The following is a 16,939-nucleotide window of genomic DNA, read 5'->3' as shown; positions in this document are numbered from 1 at the left end:
GTCAGGCCTCGTCCGCCGGGAGCCGCCGGTTCAGGTCCGTCTCCTCGAAGACCAGCAGCGTCCGCGTCGACAGCACCTCCGGGATGGACTGGAGCCTGGTCAGGACCAGCTCGCGCAGGGTGCGGTTGTCCGGCATGTGCACCAGCAACAGGACATCGAAATCGCCGCTGACCAGGGCGATGTGGGCGGCCCCGGGGAGGGCCTGGAGCTTCTCGCGGACCGTGCGCCAGGAGTTCTGCACGATCTTGAGGGTGATGTACGCGGACGCGCCCTGCCCGGCCCGTTCGTGGTCCACCCGGGCCGTGAAACCGCGGATCACCCCGTCGTCGATGAGCCGGTTGATCCGCGCGTAGGCGTTGGCGCGCGACACGTGGACGCGGTCGGCCACGGAGCGTATCGAGGCGCGGCCGTCCGTTTGGAGGATCCGGAGGATGTCGCGGTCGATCGCGTCGAGCGGGCGCGGCGCCTGGTCCGGCTCGCCTCCCGTCGGCCGCAGCTCCCCGCCGTCCGGCCTGCCGTCGGCCATTTGTTCAGCTGCCATGCCCCCCCGCCTCTCCTCCATGGACGACCTGCCTTCATCCCAGGCTGTGGAGAACCGTTTGTCCACAGGCTGAAGGTGCCTGTAGCCAAAATGCATCCACGACCGAACAATCGGTAGGTGAGGCGCGTCACAGTCGCGCCGCCCTTCGGGTCTTATGCCCCGCTCCCACGAGGAGGTGCTGTCATGACGGTCCAAGAGCTGCCTGGTGCGGCCTCTTACCGGCCCGCCCCGCCCCCGGCGTGGCGGCCGCGCACCGATCCCGCACCGCTGCTCCCGGACCCCGAGCCGTACCGGGTGCTCGGCACGGACGCCGCGGCAGGGTTCGCGCCGGAGCTGCTGCGCAGGCTGTACGCCGAGCTGGTGCGCGGCCGCCGGTACAACGCCCAGGCGACGGCCCTCACCAAGCAGGGCAGGCTCGCGGTGTACCCGTCGACCACCGGGCAGGAGGCCTGCGAGGTCGCCGCCGCGCTCGTGCTGGAGGAGCGGGACTGGCTCTTCCCGTCGTACCGCGACACGCTCGCCGCGGTGGCCCGCGGTGTCGACCCCGTCGAGGCGCTGACCCTGCTGCGCGGCGACTGGCACACCGGGTACGACCCGCGCGAGCACCGGGTCGCGCCGCTGTGCACCCCGCTCGCCACCCAGCTGCCGCACGCCGTGGGCCTGGCGCACGCCGCCCGCCTCAAGGGCGACGACGTGGTGGCGCTCGCCATGGTCGGTGACGGCGGCACCAGCGAGGGCGACTTCCACGAGGCGCTGAACTTCGCCGCGGTCTGGCAGGCACCGGTCGTCTTCTTCGTCCAGAACAACGGCTTCGCCATCTCCGTCCCGCTCGCCAAGCAGACCGCGGCGCCGTCCCTGGCCCACAAGGCCGTCGGGTACGGCATGCCGGGCCGGCTCGTCGACGGGAACGACGCGGCCGCCGTGCACCAGGTCCTCTCCGAGGCGGTGGCCCGCGCCCGGCGCGGTGGCGGCCCGACGCTCGTCGAGGCCGTGACGTACCGCATCGACGCCCACACCAACGCCGACGACGCCACCCGCTACCGCGGCGACGGCGAGGTCGAGGCGTGGCGGGCGCACGACCCGATCCGGCTGCTGGAGCGGGAGCTGACCGAGCGGGGCCTCCTCGACGAGGAGGGGATACGGCAGGCCGCCGAGGACGCCGAGGCCATGGCGGCGCGGCTGCGCGAGCGGATGAACGCCGACGCGGAGCTGGACCCGATGGACCTCTTCACGCATGTCTTCGCCGAGCAGACGGCACAACTGCGGGAGCAGGCGGCACAGTTGCGCGCCGAGCTCGACGCCGAGGGAGAGGCGTGATGACGGCGGCGACCAAGACGGCGGCGAAGACGGCGGCCAAGCCCGCCACCATGGCGCAGGCGCTCCAGCGCGCCATGCGCGACGCGATGGCCGAGGACCCGTCCGTCCACGTCATGGGCGAGGACGTCGGCACGCTCGGCGGTGTCTTCCGGGTGACGGACGGGCTCGCCAAGGAGTTCGGCGAGGACCGCTGCACGGACACCCCGCTCGCCGAGGCGGGCATCCTGGGCACGGCCGTCGGCATGGCGATGTACGGGCTGCGGCCGGTGGTCGAGATGCAGTTCGACGCCTTCGCCTACCCGGCGTTCGAGCAGCTGATCAGCCATGTGGCGCGGATGCGGAACCGCACGCGGGGCGCGATGCCGCTCCCGATCGTGGTGCGCGTGCCGTACGGCGGCGGGATCGGCGGCGTCGAGCACCACAGTGACTCGTCCGAGGCGTACTACATGGCGACTCCGGGGCTCCATGTCGTCACGCCCGCGACGGTCGCCGACGCGTACGGGCTGCTGCGGGCGGCGATCGCCTCCGACGACCCGGTCGTCTTCCTGGAGCCGAAGCGGCTCTACTGGTCGAGGGCCGAGTGGTCGCCGGACGCGCCGGAGCCGGTGGAGCCGATCGGCCGCGCGGTGGTGCGGCGGACCGGGCGCAGCGCGACGCTCGTCACGTACGGGCCGTCCGTGCCGGTCTGCCTGGAGGCCGCCGAGGCGGCGCGGGCCGAGGGCTGGGACCTGGAGGTCGTGGACCTGCGGTCGCTGGTGCCGTTCGACGACGAGACGGTCTGCGCGTCGGTACGGCGCACGGGGCGCGCGGTCGTCGTCCACGAGTCGAACGGCTTCGGCGGCCCGGGCGGGGAGATCGCCGCGCGCATCACGGAGCGGTGTTTCCACCACCTGGAGGCGCCCGTGCTGCGGGTGGCCGGCTTCGACATCCCGTACCCGCCGCCCATGCTGGAGCGGCACCACCTGCCCGGCGTGGACCGGGTGCTGGACGCGGTGGCGCGACTGCAGTGGGAGGCGGACAGCTGATGGCCCAGGTGCTGGAGTTCAAGCTGCCGGACCTCGGTGAGGGGCTCACCGAGGCCGAGATCGTGCGCTGGCTGGTGGAGGTCGGGGACGTCGTCGCCATCGACCAGCCCGTCGTCGAGGTCGAGACGGCCAAGGCGATGGTGGAGGTGCCGTGCCCGTACGGGGGCGTGGTGACCGCGCGGTTCGGCGAGGAGGGGACGGAACTGCCCGTCGGGGCCCCGCTGTTGACGGTGGCGGTCGGGGCGGAGGCCGGGTCTTCCGGGAGGTCTGCCGAGTCCTCCGGGGAATCGAAGGCGTCCGCGTCCGAGGAGGCGTCCGGGAACGTCCTGGTCGGCTACGGGACGGGCGCGCCGGCCGCGCGCAGGCGCCGCGTGCGGACGGGCTCCGCCACGCCTCCCGCCGCCGCGCCTTCCGCCCCGGTGGCTCCTGCCTCCGCCTCCGCCCCCGTCCCCGCCCCGGCCCCGGCGCAGGCGCAGGCGGCTCCGGTGGCTCCGGACGGCCCGGTGCCGGTGATCTCGCCACTCGTGCGGAAGCTGGCCCGGGAGCGCGGCCTCGACCTGCGCCAGGTGCGCGGCTCCGGTCCCGACGGGCTGATCCTGCGCGCGGACGTGGAACGGGCGACCGCCGAGCGTTCCGCGCCCGCCCCCGCCCCCGCGGAGGCCGCTCCCGTGCCCGCCACGGCCGGCGAGCGGGTGCCCCTGCGCGGCGTGCGCGGGGCGGTCGCCGACAAGATGGCGCGCAGCCGGCGCGAGATCCCCGAGGCCACGTGCTGGGTCGACGCCGACGCGACGGAGCTCATGGCCGCGCGCGCCGCGATGAACGCCGCCGGGGGTCCGAAGATCTCCCTGCTGGCGCTGCTCGCCCGTATCTGTACGGCCGCGCTCGCCCGCTACCCGGAGCTGAACGCCACGGTGGACACCGAGGCGCGCGAGATCGTGCGCCTGCCCGCGGTGCACCTGGGCTTCGCCGCCCAGACCGACCGGGGCCTGGTCGTCCCCGTCGTACGGGACGCGCACCGCCGCACGGCCGAGTCGCTGTCGGCGGAGTTCGCCCGCCTGACGGAGGCGGCGCGCGCCGGGACGCTGACCCCGGCCGACCTGACCGGCGGCACCTTCACGCTGAACAACTACGGGGTCTTCGGGGTGGACGGCTCGACGCCGATCATCAACCACCCGGAGGCGGCCATGCTCGGCGTGGGCCGGATCGTCCCGAAGCCCTGGGTGCACCAGGGCGAGCTGGCCGTACGCCAGGTCGTCCAGCTGTCGCTCACCTTCGACCACCGCGTCTGCGACGGCGGCACGGCGGGCGGGTTCCTGCGGTACGTCGCCGACTGCGTGGAGGCGCCCGCGGTGCTGCTGCGCACCCTCTGACGCCCTCCGGCCGCCTCCAGCGCCCTTCGCCGGCACGGCCCCCGGATCGTCCCACCGACCCGGGGGCCGGGGCCCGCGCGGCCCGGGGAATACTGAGGGGGTGACCCGATGTGACGTTGTCGTGCTTGCCGGGGGATCGGCCAAGCGGCTCGGCGGAGTGGACAAACCCGGGGTGAGCGTGGGCGGACGCGCCCTGCTGGACCGGGTGTTGGCCGCCTGCCGGGAGGCCCCGCGGGTCGTGGTCGTCGGCGGTCGGCGGGCCACCGTGCGCCCCGTGGTGTGGGCGCGGGAGGAGCCGCCCGGGGGCGGGCCGGTCGCCGCGCTCGCGGCCGGGCTGCGGCAGGTGGAGACCGACACCGTGCTCGTCCTGAGCGGGGACCTGCCGTTCCTGGAGGAGGGCAGCGTACGGAAGTTGACCGAGGCCCTCCGGGGCGGGACCGCCGAGGGCGTGCTGTCCGTGGACGCCGAGGGGCGCGACCAGCCGCTCGTCGCCGCGTACCGCACCGAACCCCTGCGGCGCGAAGTCGCGCTGCTGGCAACGGAATACGGCAGCTTGTCCGGTTTGCCGCTGCGGTTGCTCACCCAGGAGCTGGATCTCGTACGGCTCCCCCTCGGACCGCTGGCCTCCTTCGACTGCGACACCTGGGAGGACATCTCCACGGCCCGTGCCCGCATCAGGGAGCATGGGCACGTGCTGGACGAATGGATCACCGCAGTCAAGGCCGAACTCGGCATCGAGCTGGACGTCGACACCGGCCTCCTCCTCGACCTGGCCCGTGACGCCGCCCACGGCGTCGCCCGGCCCGCCGCGCCGCTCACCACCTTCCTGGTCGGTTACGCCGCGGCCAAGGCCGGCGGTGACGGCCCCGAAGCCGTCGCCGAGGCGGCGCGCAGGGCCGCGGCGCTCGCCGACCGCTGGGCTGGGGAAGCCGACGAGGAATGACCGGACCGGGAGCGCAGGAGCGGCACCGCGCCACACCCTGGGGCGAGGCCCGGGCCGTCGCCGCCCGCGAAGGGCGGGCCGGACCGGCGCGGTCCCGCCGGCAAGCGTCGGCACACGCGCTCGGGCGGGTGCTCGCCGAGCCGCTCGTCGCGCTCACCGACCTGCCGTCGTTCGACACCTCGGCCATGGACGGCTGGGCCGTCGCCGGGCCCGGCCCCTGGACGGTGGCCGGGAGCGGCTCCGTGCTGGCCGGTCACGCCAATGCCGCCGAGCTGCCCGACGGCTCGGCGGTACGGATCGCCACCGGCGCCCGGGTACCGCGGGGTGCCACCGCCGTGGTCCGCGCCGAGCACTCCCGTACGGAGGCCGACGGCACCCGGCTGCACGCCGAGCGCGAGGTCCTGCCGGGGCAGGACATCCGCCCCCGGGGCCAGGAGTGCCGCTCCGGCGACGAACTGCTGCCCGCGGGCAGCCCCGTGACGCCCGCCGTGCTGGGCCTCGCCGCGGCCGCCGGGTACGACGACCTGCCGGTCATCGAGCTCCCCCGCGTGGAGGTCCTCGTCCTGGGCGACGAGCTGCTCACCGCGGGGCTCCCGCACGACGGGCTCATCCGTGACGCCCTCGGGCCCATGCTCGGCCCCTGGCTCACCGCACTCGGCGCGGACGTCATCGCCACCCGGCGCATCGGCGACGACGCCGAGGTGCTGCACGCGGCGGTCACCGGGTCCTCGGCCGATGTGGTGGTCACGACCGGGGGCACGGCCGCCGGGCCCGTCGACCACGTCCACCCGGTCCTCCGGAAGGCCGGCGCCGAGCTGCTGGTCGACGGCGTGAAGGTGCGCCCGGGCCACCCGATGCTGCTGGCCCGCCTCGCCCCGGGCACGCACCTGGTGGGGCTGCCCGGCAACCCGCTCGCCGCCGTGTCCGGGCTGCTCACCCTCGCCGAACCCCTGCTGCGCGGCCTCGCCGGCCGACCGGCCCCCGAGCCGTACCGGCTGCCCGTACGCGACGAGGTGCAGGGCCATCCGTACGACACGCGGCTCGTGCCGGTCGTGCGGCGGGCCGGGCAGGCCGTGCCGCTGCACTACAACGGCCCGGCCATGCTGCGCGGCATAGCGGCGGCCGACGGCCTCGCGGTCGTCCCTCCGGGCGGCGCCGCGTCCGGTGACGTCCTGGAGATCCTGGGCCTGCCCTGGCCATCGACCACCGAAGGGTGTTTCACGTGAAACTTCCCGGCCATGACGCGATGGCCAGACGGGCCGAAGAGCAGCTGATCACCTCGCGGATCAGACTGCCCCGCCAGGTCATGGAGCGCCCGCTGCGGCAGGTGGCCAAGCGGCTGCTGATGGCCCTGTGCGTCCTCGCGCTGACCGTCTTCATCGTCGTCGTGGACCGACACGGCTACCACGACAACGCCGACGGGAAGGTCGGCGTCCTCGACGCCATCTACTACGCCACCGTGACGCTGTCCACGACCGGATACGGCGACATCGTCCCGCACAGCGACAGCGCGCGGCTCGTCAATGTGCTGCTGGTGACGCCGCTGCGCGTGCTGTTCCTGATCATTCTCGTCGGCACCACTCTCGAGGTCCTCACCGAGCGCACCCGGGAGGAGTGGCGGCTGAACCGCTGGAGGTCCACGTTGCGCGACCACACCGTCATCGTCGGATTCGGTACGAAGGGCCGCTCGGCGGTCCAGACGCTCTGCGCGACCGGTCTGAAGAAGGAGCGGATCGTCATCGTCGACCCGAGCGACAAGGTGATCGAGACCGCCAACAGCGACGGGCTCGTCGGGGTCGTCGGCGACGCGACCCGCAGCGACGTCCTGCTGAGAGCCGAGGTACAGCGGGCGCGCCAGATCGTGGTGGCGACGCAGCGCGACGACACGGCGGTGCTGGTCACCCTGACGGCGCGCCAGCTCAACCGAGGCGCGAAGATCGTCGCCACCGTCCGTGAGGAGGAGAACGCCCCCCTGCTGCGCCAGTCGGGCGCGGACGCCGTGATCACCAGCGCCAGCGCGGCGGGCCGGCTGCTCGGCCTGTCGGTGCTGAGCCCGAGCGCGGGCACGGTGATGGAGGACCTGATCCAGTCGGGCAGCGGCCTCGACCTGGTCGAGCGGCCGGTGATAAAGGCCGAGGTCGGCAAGAGCGTGCGGGAGACCGACGACCTGGTGGTCAGCGTGCTGCGCGGGCACCGGCTGCTGGGGTACGACGACCCGGAGGCGAGCCCGCTCCAGCTGACGGACCGGGTGATCACGATCGTCCGGGCCAAGCCCGTCACACCGCTGAGCACGCCGCCCGAGTAGCGGCAGCCGCCGGAGCAGGAGAAGGGGCAGGAGAAGAAGGACCAGGAGTAGCGTCGCCGCCATGCATGCGATCACGATTCCGGAACCAGGTGGACCAGAGGCGCTCGTCTGGGCCGAGGTGCCCGATCCCGTGCCGGGCGAGGGCGAGATCCTCATCGAGGTGGCCGCCGGTGCCGTCAACCGAGCCGACCTGCTCCAGCGTCAGGGCTACTACGACCCGCCGCCCGGGACCTCCCCGTACCCGGGGCTCGAATGCTCCGGGCGCGTGGCGGCGCTCGGCCCCGGCGTCGTGGGGTGGGCCGTCGGCGACGAGGTGTGCGCGCTGCTGGCCGGCGGCGGCTACGCGGAGAAGGTCGTCGCGCCGGTGGGGCAGGTGCTCCCCGTGCCCGAGGGCGTGGACCTGGTGACGGCGGCGGCGCTGCCCGAGGTGACCGCGACGGTGTGGTCCAACGTGTTCATGGTGGCGCACCTGCGGCCGGGTGAGACCCTCCTCGTGCACGGCGGCTCCAGCGGCATCGGCACGATGGCGATCCAGCTGGGGAAGGCGGTGGGCGCGCGGGTCGCGGTCACGGCCGGCGGCCCCGAGAAGCTGGCGCGCTGCGCCGAGCTGGGCGCGGACATCCTGATCGACTACCGCGAGCAGGACTTCGTCGAGGAGATCAAGAAGGCCACGGACGGTGCGGGCGCGGACGTCATCCTCGACATCATGGGCGCCAAGTACCTGGACCGGAACATCAAGGCGCTCGCCGTGAACGGCCGCCTCGCGGTCATCGGACTCCAGGGCGGCGTCAAGGGCGAGCTGAACCTCGGGGCGCTGCTGGCGAAGCGCGCGGCGGTGACGGCGACCTCGCTGCGGATGCGGCCGCTGGAGGAGAAGGCGGCGATCGTGGCGGCGGTGCGGGAGCACGTCTGGCCGCTGCTCGCGGCGGGCACGGTGCGGCCGGTGGTGGACCGCGCCTTCCCGATGCCGGAAGCAGCGGAGGCGCACCGCACGCTGGAGTCGAGCACCCACGTGGGCAAGGTCCTGCTGGTCACCCCCTGACCGTGCACACGGGCGAGGCCCGGCCCCCGTGAAGGGAGCCGGGCCTCGAAGCGCCGTACACAACAAGCCCTACAGGTACGGAACAAGCCCTACAGGTTACGGAACAAGCCCTACAGGTACGGGCCCGAGCGGATGGCGCCGTGGGAGCGGTCGTCATCGTCGTGGTGCGCGGCGGCGGGAAGCGCGCGGCGCATCTGCTCCAGCTGCGCGCGGGCCGCCATCTGCTGGGCGAACAGCGCCGTCTGGATGCCGTGGAACAGGCCCTCCAGCCAGCCCACCAGCTGGGCCTGCGCGATGCGCAGCTCCGCCTCCGACGGGACCGCCTCATCCGTGAAGGGCAGGGACAGGCGCTCCAGCTCCTCGACCAGCTCCGGCGCCAGACCGTCCTCCAGCTCCTTCACGGAGCCGCGGTGGATCTCCTTGAGGCGGACCCGGCTGGCCTCGTCCAGAGGAGCCGCGCGGACCTCTTCCAGCAGCTGCTTGATCATGCTGCCGATGCGCATCACCTTCGCGGGCTGCTCGACCATCTCGGTCACCGGGATCTCGCGCGGCTCGTCGTCGCCGTCCCCGCCGCCGAGTGCCATCCCGTCCTGCCCCACTACGAGGATGTGGGGGTTGCTCTCCTGCGACCGTTCATTCCTCGGCATCTCCATGGCGCCCATTCTCTCGTACACGTGCGTCATCACACGGTCTGCCCCTGGAGGAGGGTGATCCACCCTCCTCCAGGGGCACACGTACGGCCTAGGTGGCGGCGCGGCGGGCCAGCGCCCCCCGGGAGCGGGTCACCAGGGCCGCGAGCAGCGCCGCGCCCAGCGGGACGGCGACCAGCAGGGCGGCCAGCGTCTCCCACGGGACGATGATCGGCACGTGCGGCGGCGGACTGAACGTCATCCCCTGGTCCAGGGCCTCCTGGTACCACTTCATCTCCTGGCGCCGCTCGGTCAGCCGGAGCCCGATCGCGGGCAGTACGCCCGCCGCCGAGCCCAGCAGCACACCCATCACGGCGACCACCCCGCACTGGAAGCCGCTGAGCGTCCGGCGCACCCGCGGCGGCGCCCCCACCGCGGCCAGCGTCTTGAGGTCGGCCTCGGCGTCGGCCTGGGCGAGCCCGGTGGCGATACCGGCCGCGCCGATGGTGATGAGGGTCGCGAAGACGGTCAGCGACAGCAGCACGATGCTGTTCTCGCTGACGAACCCCTCCTCCACGTAGAGCTCGACACCGACGCCCGTCTTGGCGAGTTCGTCGTCCAGCTTCTGGCGCTGCTCACCGCTCGGCATGGTGCCGGTCGTGAAGAGCGCGCCCAGCGGCTGGGTGGCCAGCCCCGCCGCCTTGGCCGCGGCCGGCGACATGATCCCCGCCACGCCGTACCCCTGGGTGCCCTCGGCCACCTGGTACGCGGGGAAGGACTGCACCCGGCCCGGGCGCTCCTTGCCGGCCATGGCGGCCTCGTCGGCCGCCTGCTGGTCGGTGATCAGCCGGATGGAGATGTTCCGGCTCTTGTCGATCATGGGCCGCGAGAAGGCCACGACCTTGCCCTCGGCCAGGGCCTTCGCGGCCCCCGGGTCCTTGACCCCGAGCACCGTCAGCAGCTTGGCGTCGGCGACGACCAGCCCGGACTCGCTGAACGCCATGGTCTCCGTGTTCTGGCAGCGCCAGTCGCGCCCGAGCTTGCGGCGCTCCTCCTTGCTGAGCTTCTCCGACGGGTCGGAACCGTCCGGCGTGGCGGCCCACAGCGGGCACTCGTTGGCCTTCGGGATGACGACCTCATGGGTGCCGCAGCCCTCGGCGCTGCTGTACACGTCGCAGCCGGCTCTGCCGACCACGATCCGGTCCATATCGGCCCGCAGGTCGACGGGCAGGTTCTTCTGGACCGCGTCGCGCACCGCCGGGACATCCCGGCCGCCGCCCTCCCGCACCACCACGGAGACCGCGCCGTGCGGCAGCTGTGCCTCGTAGCCGGCCCGCTCCTGCGCGTCGCGGCTCACCGTGTACGTCGCCACGGCCACCGTGCCCGCGACCGCGGCCAGTACCGCGGCGACCGCCGGAGCCGTACGGCCCCGGTTGCGCACGGCGTCCCGCAGCGCCAGTCGTGGCGACAGCGGCAGCCAGCGGCCCACGCGCCCGAACAGTCCGACCAGGGCGGGGGTCATCGCCACCGCGCCGAGCTCGGCGAGGGCGCTGCCGGCCGCGACGAGGAGGAACTGGTCGGAGAAGACCGACCCGTACAGCGCGATCGCGGCGCCCAGTGCCACCGCGCCCAGCCCGATCAGCGGCAGCACCCGGCTGCTGCGGCGGACCCCGCGGCGACCGGTGAGCGAGGCCAGCACCGTCTGGCGCGAGGCCGTGACGGCCGGCACGATCGCGGCGAGCAGGCCGGTCAGCACCGCCAGCAGTCCGATGCCCAGCAGCTCCAGCGGGCGGACGTCGAAGCTGCCGAACCGCCGGCCGATGGTCTCCTCCAGCACCGGCTGGAGCGCGAAGGTCAGGACGATGCCGAGGACCGTGCCCGTGACGGCCGCCGCGGCGCCGATCACGAGGCCGCCGGCGAGGACGATGGCCCGGATGTGGTGGCGGTCGCCGCCGTTGGCACCGACCAGGCCCAGCTGGCGGCGCGAGCGGCGGGCGCCGACGGCGAACGCGGGACCGGCCAGCAGGCAGATCTCCAGCATCGCCAGGCCCACGACCGTACCGGCGGCCGCCAGGGCGGCCGCGTTGGCGGCACCGCTCTCCTCGTACGGAGCCCAGCCCTCCTCGGTGTACAGCGGGACGTCGGACTTGGCGGGCGGGTCGAGGAGGACGGCGCGCGAGGTCACCGTCACACCCTTGGCGTTGGCCTCCTTGACCATGTTCCACGTGAAACCACCGGGCACGCGAAGAAGGTGCGTGGTGGTCGTGGTCGTGCCGGACAGCCCCTCCGCCTTGAGCGCCTTGTCGAGCGGGGCCAGGAACGCGCCGGGCACGGCGATGACCTCGTCGTCCTTGAGCCCGTTGGGCATCTCGTACGTGCCGACGATGCGGTACTCGCGGTCCAGGCCGCGCGCGGTGAGCGTCGAGCCGACACGCAGGCCGCTGGCCTCCAGGAAGTGGCCGGTCACGGCCACCTCGTCGGCCTTCTTCGGGAACCGGCCGTCCAGCAGGTTCACCAGGCCCTCGGCCATCGGGTCGTCGGCCTTGAGCTCCCGGATCTGGGCGTGCAGCAGACCGTACGCGGTGCGCACCTTCCCCGAGCCGACCGAGTCCGTCAGGACCGTCGCGTTCGCCGGGAACGCCTTGGAGACGTCCGTCGCGCCTTCCGGGTACGGCTTGCCGTCGAACTCCCCGACCGGCGTGGACTGGTCGCCCTCCGGGTTCTGGTACAGCGGCGCCCCGCCGTACCCCGCGTCGGATATCCGCGCGTCCGCGGCACCCAGCGTGCGCGTCACCTTCTCCTCGGCGGACAGCTCCGCCGAGCGCAGGGTCAGGTCGGCGGCGCTGACACCGAGGATGGGCAGCGCGATCATCGCGAGGACGAGGAAGCTGCGCCCCTTGAAGCGCCAGGCGTCACGGCGGGCGATGCGCACCGCCGCGCGCCACGAATGGAACCAGTTGTTCACTGTTCGGCCGCCTGGCCCGTGAGCAGGGAGTCGGCGTCGCTGCGGATGGTCTGGTCGACGACCGCGCCGTCACGCAGGAACACCACGCGGTCCGCCCAGGCGGCGAAGCGCGGCTCGTGGGTGACGAGGACACCGGCCGCGCCCGCGTCGCAGCGGGCGCGCAGCAGGGCGAGCACCGACTCACCGGTCTCGGAGTCCAGGGCGCCGGTCGGCTCGTCGGCGAGGACCAGACGCCGGTCGCCGACGAGCGCGCGGGCGATGGCCACGCGCTGCTGCTGGCCGCCGGACATCTCGTCGGGGAACCGGTCGGCGAGGTGGCCGAGGCCCATCTCCTCCAGCGCGGCGATGGCCTCACCGCGCGCCTTGCGGGCGGAGGTGCCGTCGAGCTCGCGCGGCAGGGCGACGTTCTCGGCGGCGGTGAGCGCCGGGATGAGGTTGTAGTCCTGGAAGACGTACCCGATGCTGCGGCGGCGCAGAGCGGCGAGCGTCTTGCGGTCGGCGTCGGTGATGTCGGTGTCCTCGACGATGACCCGCCCGGAGGACGGGGTGTCGAGGCCGCCCGCGATGGTCAGCAGCGTGGACTTGCCGGAGCCGGACGGCCCCATGACGGCGACGAGTTCACCGGGGAAGACGTCGAGGTCGATGCCGCGCAGCGCGTGCACCTCGGTGGCGCCGGAGCCATGGACCCGGGTGAGCCGCTGGAGTCGCAGCACCGGCTGCTCGGACTGGCGTGGTGACATGGAGGGGTCCCCCCTTGGGCATACGCGCGCGCGTGCGGGCGTACGCAGCGGATGTTCGTACGAGAGTGGTCTGGGGTGGTGCTCAGCCGGCGCGGGTCACGAGCCGGCGGTCTTGCCCGCGCGCCCGGCGGTGGCGGTGCCTCCCGCAGCACCGCCCGCGGGAGCGGAGCCGAGTGAGCCGGGTGAGCCGGGCGAGCCGGGTGAGCCGGGCGGGTCGGCTGCGCCGGCCGTGTCCGTCCGTCCGGTCATGACGGCGTGGGACAGCCGGATGAGCCGGGCCTCGCAGTGGTCCAGCCAGCGCGCCTCGGCCTCCGTCTGGAAGATCAGCTGCTCCAGCACGAGCAGCCAGGCCACGTCGTCGCGCTCGCGCGACGCCCCGCTCTCCAGGGCGGCGATCGCCTGGTGCTTGAGCCGGGTGTAGTCCTGCATCGCCCTGACGGTGTGGCGGCGCTGCGACTGGATGACGGCCCGGATGTCGACGCCGGGGGCGCCGACCGCCATGGCGAGCTTGATGGCCAGCTCGTCGCGCGCCGGACTGGTGCGGTCGACGGGCTTCTCGAACCAGCTCCTGAGCTCCTCGCGGCCCGCCTCGGTGATCGTGTAGAGCGCGTGCCCGGCCTCGTCCTCGCCGCCCTGTTCCACCATGCCGTCGCGTTCGAGGCGGCTGAGCGTGGTGTAGACCTGGCCCACGTTGAGCGGCCAGGTGGAGCCGGTGCGCGACTCGAACTCCGTACGGAGCTGGGAGCCGTAGCGCGGGCCGTGTTCGAGGAGGGCGAGCAGCCCGTGGCGGATGGACATACTCAGTATGTATACCGAGTAAGTCGAGCCCGGCAACCATCGCCCGGAGGACCGGGAACGTCCGTCTCAAGGGGGATCGGCGGGGCGCGAAAGGATCAGCGGCGGCGCATCCGGAGTCCCAGGAAGCCGAGTCCCAGGCCCATCATGGCGAGCCCCACACCCAGGGTGAGAACGGGAAGCTGCCGGTCAGCGGCGGTCTCGGCGGAGGTTTCGGCGGCCCGCGCGGCGGGCTCGTACGCGTCGGCGGCCGGCGTACGGGAGGGCTCGCCGGGCACCGCGGCGTCCGTCTCCGGTGCCTCGTCCCACGGCTCTTCCCCGTCGGGCGCGTCCGGCGCTGTTGCAGTTTTGGTACGTGACGGGTCTCCCGCGCCGGACTCCGTCCCCGAGGGGTCCGTGGACGGCGACGCCGACGGCGACGGTGGCTGGGGCCGCCCCGGCCGCTCCCGCCCCGCCCCGGCGGGCCGCCCGGCGAGCGACGGCGACGTCGACGGCCTGCCCGGTACCTCGGCCGGGTGCAGCGCCCCGTCCGCGCCTCCGGGAAACGTGGGGGACGTCCCAGCCGACGGAACCCCCGGCGAGGCGCCCGGACCGCTGGGCACCGGCGCGACCGGCGCCGGGACCGGCACCGGTGTGGCCGGCCGTGCCGCCGCGCTCCCGGCGGGGTTCAGCGGCCGGACGGCGGGCCGGCCCGCGCCCGGCGGCGTACCGGGGGGCGTGCTCTCGTCCGCGTACGCGGAGCCGACCGGCGCGACCGCCCAGACGAGCAGTATGAGGAACGCGCACCGCGACCGTGAGCCGAGTTTCGGAGTCACCGCGTGACCCCCTCCCGTGGCGAGCCACTTCGTACAGTGGCCTCAGCGTCACACGGGCCGGGGGCCCCGGCATCCCGGGTGGCCCCAGGGCCACCCGCAGGGGTTACGACGGCGGAATCGACCGACGGGCAGCCGCGCACTCGACCGACGCGAGCGGGCGAGCGGCCGCGCGATCAGCGCCCGCCGGTCACTGACCCGGGCCGCCCGTCGCGCCCGCCGGTCACTGACCCGGGCCGCCCGTCGCGTCCCCGGTCACTGACCCGGGTCGCCTGTCGCGACCGTCAGCTCGAAGGTCTGGTTGCCCGGCACCACGGCGGTCCCCTCCGTCGGGAACTGCGAGATCACCTGGTCCTCGGCGTACTGCGGGTTGTCCACTTCCTTGACGCTGTACTTCCAGCCCGCCGCCTGGAGGCACGACTTGACCGACAGCACGTCCTTGTAGGTGAAGCTCGGCGCCTGCACCTTCTGCGGGTCGTCGCTGTCCTCCCGGGCGTCCGTGCACTCTTCCTTGTCGATGGTGCGGTTCCGCTCCGGCGGCTTGTGCCCCGCCTGGGCCTGCTCACCGGAGGCCGTGGCGCCGCCGCCCGCCGCCGGGCCCGGGTCGTCCTCGCCGCCGCTGAGCGCGACCGCCGTGACGACGCCGCCGATGACGATGAGCGCCGCCACGACCGCGCCCACGACGACCGACGTGTTGCCGCCGCGCCTGCCGCCGCCGCTGCCACCGGGGGCCGGGGCCGACTGCGGTGCGATCGTGTACGGCGGCGGGGTCTGCTGGTACGGCGCCGGGCCGGGGCCCGGGGCCGGGGTGTGCGCCTGCTGCGGGTAGCCGTAGCTCGGCGGCGCCGGGGTCGGCGCACCGTACGGGCCGGGAGCCGGGGTCGCAGCCGCGCCGGGGCCGGTCTGGTACGGGGTCTGGACGCTGTGCGGCCCGGGCGCCGGGGTGGTGTGGTCGACCGGCGGGAAGACCGCCGAGCCGACGCCCGCGCCACTGTTCACCGGACCGCCACCGGCCACGATCACCGGCGCGCCGGTCTGGCCGGCCGACAGCAGCCGCAGGCACTCGTCGCGCATCGCGGCAGCGCTCGGGAAGCGCTCGTTCGGGTTCTTCTTCAGCGCCCGCGCCACCAGCGCGTCCATCGCCGGCGTGACCGCCCGGTTGATGGAGGAGGGCGCGACCGGCTCCTCCTGCACATGGGCGTACGCGATGGCCAGCGGGGAGTCGGCGTCGAACGGGATGCGGCCGGTCAGCAGCTGGAAGAGCATGATGCCGACCGAGTACAGGTCGGAGCGCGCGTCGACGCCGCGCCCCAGCGCCTGCTCCGGCGACAGGTACTGCGGCGTGCCGACCACCATGCCGGTCTGCGTCATCGAGGTGACGCCCGACTGCATGGCGCGCGCGATGCCGAAGTCCATCACCTTGACCACGCCGCGCTTGGTCATCATCACGTTGCCCGGCTTGATGTCCCGGTGGACCAGGCCCATCTCGTGGCTGGTCTCCAGGGCGGCGAGCACGTCGGCCGTGACCTTGAGCGCCTTGTCGGCCGGCATCGCGCCGTACTGCTGGATGTCGGACTGCAGGACGGACCCGAGGGGCTGGCCCTCGACGTACTCCATGACGATGTACGGCATGACCGAGCCGTCGAGCTCGTCCTCGCCCGTGTCGAACACCGAGACGATGTTGGTGTGCTGGAGCTTGGCGACGGCCTGCGCCTCGCGGCGGAACCGTTCGCGGAAGGACTGCTCGCGCCCCAGCTCCGCGTGGAGCGTCTTGATGGCGACCTGGCGGTCCAGGGCCGTGTCGTACGCCAGGTACACGGACGCCATGCCGCCTTCGCCGAGCAGATCGCGAAGCTGGTACCGGCCGCCCGCGACCGAACCGCCCGCATAGCGGCCCCGTGCGCCGTCCTGGCTCATTCCTTGCTCCCCCGTGCGCGCGCGTGGCCGCGGTGATCCGGTTTTACGGGCCCAGTCTGCCCGAGGGCCGGGACACGTCAAGCCGGGTGCCCGTTCCGTGACCGTACGCACAAGAAGCGTCTCGGAAGCGTTACACGCCGGGAACGCAATTTGCACAGGTGTACGTGGAACCGATTGGATGGCCGGTCCATCCGGAACCGGCCCGGCGCGCGGAGGCTGTAGCGTGACGGGGCGTAGTACCCCTTAGGAACACGGCGGCACACCGCAGGCACACCCAGCACGCGGGCACAGAAACGACGGCGAGGACTGATGGCACCCGGATCCGAAGCAGGCGGCGGCGGAGGAGTGTCGGATGGCGGCGGAGTGTCGGACGGCGGAGCGCGCGACGCCCGGGCGGACGTGAGCGACTCGCCGGACCAGCGTGACGGGCGGGACCAGCAAGGCCACCGTGACGAGCGTGACCAGCGCGATGAGGACAGTGGTTCCCGCGGCGGACGCGAGATCCGCGACGAGGCGTCCGACTGGGGCGTCGGCGGCC

15 protein-coding genes are annotated in these 16,939 nt (G+C 73.7%); 8 read left to right on the top strand and 7 right to left on the bottom strand.

What is annotated here, in order from left to right; genetic code table 11:
• Nucleotide 1: 1 nt before the first annotated feature.
• Entirely contained in the window at nt 2-541 is a 540-nt protein-coding gene (locus AC07FJ_RS15090; RefSeq protein WP_361425720.1) for an Lrp/AsnC family transcriptional regulator, read from the bottom strand.
• 183 nt (nt 542-724) lie between these two features.
• On the opposite strand from AC07FJ_RS15090, the gene pdhA reads away from it, so the two are divergent.
• The 7 genes from pdhA (at nt 725) to AC07FJ_RS15055 (ending at nt 8,543) form a co-directional block, all read left to right on the top strand.
• Nucleotides 725-1,858 (top strand): pyruvate dehydrogenase (acetyl-transferring) E1 component subunit alpha, encoded by a 1,134-nt coding sequence (gene pdhA, locus AC07FJ_RS15085; RefSeq protein WP_361425717.1) that lies wholly within the window; start codon nt 725-727, stop codon nt 1,856-1,858.
• A complete protein-coding gene (locus AC07FJ_RS15080; protein ID WP_479049111.1) occupies nt 1,858-2,883 on the top strand; it encodes an alpha-ketoacid dehydrogenase subunit beta in 1,026 nt (341 codons plus the stop codon). The genes pdhA and AC07FJ_RS15080 overlap by 1 nt, the downstream gene beginning before the upstream one ends.
• Nucleotides 2,883-4,253, top strand: a complete 1,371-nt coding sequence (locus AC07FJ_RS15075) for a dihydrolipoamide acetyltransferase family protein (protein ID WP_479049109.1) — start codon at nt 2,883-2,885, stop codon at nt 4,251-4,253. Before AC07FJ_RS15080 ends, AC07FJ_RS15075 begins: the two co-directional genes overlap by 1 nt.
• 100 nt (nt 4,254-4,353) lie before the next feature.
• Nucleotides 4,354-5,196 carry an NTP transferase domain-containing protein gene (locus tag AC07FJ_RS15070; protein ID WP_479049108.1) on the top strand — a complete coding sequence of 281 codons (843 nt, stop codon included), beginning with the start codon at nt 4,354-4,356 and terminating at the stop codon, nt 5,194-5,196.
• A complete protein-coding gene (locus AC07FJ_RS15065) occupies nt 5,193-6,422 on the top strand; it encodes a molybdopterin molybdotransferase MoeA (protein WP_479049107.1) in 1,230 nt (409 codons plus the stop codon). Before AC07FJ_RS15070 ends, AC07FJ_RS15065 begins: the two co-directional genes overlap by 4 nt.
• A gap of 20 nt (nt 6,423-6,442) precedes the next feature.
• Nucleotides 6,443-7,501, top strand: coding sequence for a potassium channel family protein (locus AC07FJ_RS15060; protein ID WP_361425702.1), 1,059 nt, complete (start codon nt 6,443-6,445; stop codon nt 7,499-7,501).
• Nucleotides 7,502-7,562: 61 nt separating this feature from the next.
• Complete coding sequence (locus AC07FJ_RS15055) at nt 7,563-8,543, top strand: NAD(P)H-quinone oxidoreductase (protein WP_479049105.1); 981 nt, start codon at nt 7,563-7,565, stop codon at nt 8,541-8,543.
• A 110-nt stretch (nt 8,544-8,653) separates the two neighbouring features.
• Here the strand turns inward: AC07FJ_RS15055 and AC07FJ_RS15050 are convergent, their stop codons facing one another.
• The 5 genes from AC07FJ_RS15050 to AC07FJ_RS15030 all read right to left on the bottom strand — a co-directional run bounded on the left by AC07FJ_RS15050 (nt 8,654) and on the right by AC07FJ_RS15030 (nt 13,950).
• Nucleotides 8,654-9,196 (bottom strand): bacterial proteasome activator family protein, encoded by a 543-nt coding sequence (locus tag AC07FJ_RS15050; RefSeq protein WP_361425696.1) that lies wholly within the window; start codon nt 9,194-9,196, stop codon nt 8,654-8,656.
• Nucleotides 9,197-9,284: 88 nt separating this feature from the next.
• Nucleotides 9,285-12,137: an ABC transporter permease gene (locus tag AC07FJ_RS15045; protein ID WP_479049103.1), complete on the bottom strand. Its 2,853-nt coding sequence runs from the start codon at nt 12,135-12,137 to the stop codon at nt 9,285-9,287.
• Nucleotides 12,134-12,877 carry an ABC transporter ATP-binding protein gene (locus AC07FJ_RS15040; RefSeq protein ID WP_479049102.1) on the bottom strand — a complete coding sequence of 248 codons (744 nt, stop codon included), beginning with the start codon at nt 12,875-12,877 and terminating at the stop codon, nt 12,134-12,136. Before AC07FJ_RS15040 ends, AC07FJ_RS15045 begins: the two co-directional genes overlap by 4 nt.
• Nucleotides 12,878-12,973: 96 nt before the next feature.
• Nucleotides 12,974-13,675, bottom strand: a complete 702-nt coding sequence (locus tag AC07FJ_RS15035) for a PadR family transcriptional regulator (RefSeq protein ID WP_479049100.1) — start codon at nt 13,673-13,675, stop codon at nt 12,974-12,976.
• A gap of 95 nt (nt 13,676-13,770) precedes the next feature.
• Nucleotides 13,771-13,950, bottom strand: a complete 180-nt coding sequence (locus AC07FJ_RS15030; protein ID WP_468286301.1) for a hypothetical protein — start codon at nt 13,948-13,950, stop codon at nt 13,771-13,773.
• A 118-nt stretch (nt 13,951-14,068) separates the two neighbouring features.
• On the opposite strand from AC07FJ_RS15030, the gene AC07FJ_RS15025 reads away from it, so the two are divergent.
• Nucleotides 14,069-14,494, top strand: coding sequence for a hypothetical protein (locus AC07FJ_RS15025; protein WP_479049098.1), 426 nt, complete (start codon nt 14,069-14,071; stop codon nt 14,492-14,494).
• A 245-nt stretch (nt 14,495-14,739) separates the two neighbouring features.
• On the opposite strand, the gene AC07FJ_RS15020 is transcribed toward AC07FJ_RS15025, so the two are convergent.
• A complete protein-coding gene (locus AC07FJ_RS15020) occupies nt 14,740-16,401 on the bottom strand; it encodes a protein kinase domain-containing protein (protein WP_479049096.1) in 1,662 nt (553 codons plus the stop codon).
• Nucleotides 16,402-16,939 lie beyond the last annotated feature (538 nt).

This window comes from Streptomyces sp. NPDC045998 (assembly GCF_056430285.1).
The sequence above is the reverse complement of the archived record's forward strand: the minus strand, read 5'-3'. Positions and strand labels throughout refer to the sequence as shown.

What these genes read in the sequence shown, in the direction of transcription:
- AC07FJ_RS15060 (WP_361425702.1), top strand. Translation starts at nt 6,443, where the DNA reads ATGGCCAGACGGGCCGAAGAGCAGCTGATCACCTCGCGGATCAGACTG.
- AC07FJ_RS15075 (WP_479049109.1), top strand. Translation starts at nt 2,883, where the DNA reads ATGGCCCAGGTGCTGGAGTTCAAGCTGCCGGACCTCGGTGAGGGGCTC.
- AC07FJ_RS15055 (WP_479049105.1), top strand. Translation starts at nt 7,563, where the DNA reads ATGCATGCGATCACGATTCCGGAACCAGGTGGACCAGAGGCGCTCGTC.
- AC07FJ_RS15065 (WP_479049107.1), top strand. Translation starts at nt 5,193, where the DNA reads ATGACCGGACCGGGAGCGCAGGAGCGGCACCGCGCCACACCCTGGGGC.
- AC07FJ_RS15080 (WP_479049111.1), top strand. Translation starts at nt 1,858, where the DNA reads ATGACGGCGGCGACCAAGACGGCGGCGAAGACGGCGGCCAAGCCCGCC.
- AC07FJ_RS15090 (WP_361425720.1), bottom strand. Translation starts at nt 541, where the DNA reads ATGGCAGCTGAACAAATGGCCGACGGCAGGCCGGACGGCGGGGAGCTG.
- AC07FJ_RS15020 (WP_479049096.1), bottom strand. Translation starts at nt 16,401, where the DNA reads ATGAGCCAGGACGGCGCACGGGGCCGCTATGCGGGCGGTTCGGTCGCG.
- AC07FJ_RS15040 (WP_479049102.1), bottom strand. Translation starts at nt 12,877, where the DNA reads ATGTCACCACGCCAGTCCGAGCAGCCGGTGCTGCGACTCCAGCGGCTC.
- pdhA (WP_361425717.1), top strand. Translation starts at nt 725, where the DNA reads ATGACGGTCCAAGAGCTGCCTGGTGCGGCCTCTTACCGGCCCGCCCCG.
- AC07FJ_RS15050 (WP_361425696.1), bottom strand. Translation starts at nt 9,196, where the DNA reads ATGGAGATGCCGAGGAATGAACGGTCGCAGGAGAGCAACCCCCACATC.
- AC07FJ_RS15035 (WP_479049100.1), bottom strand. Translation starts at nt 13,675, where the DNA reads ATGTCCATCCGCCACGGGCTGCTCGCCCTCCTCGAACACGGCCCGCGC.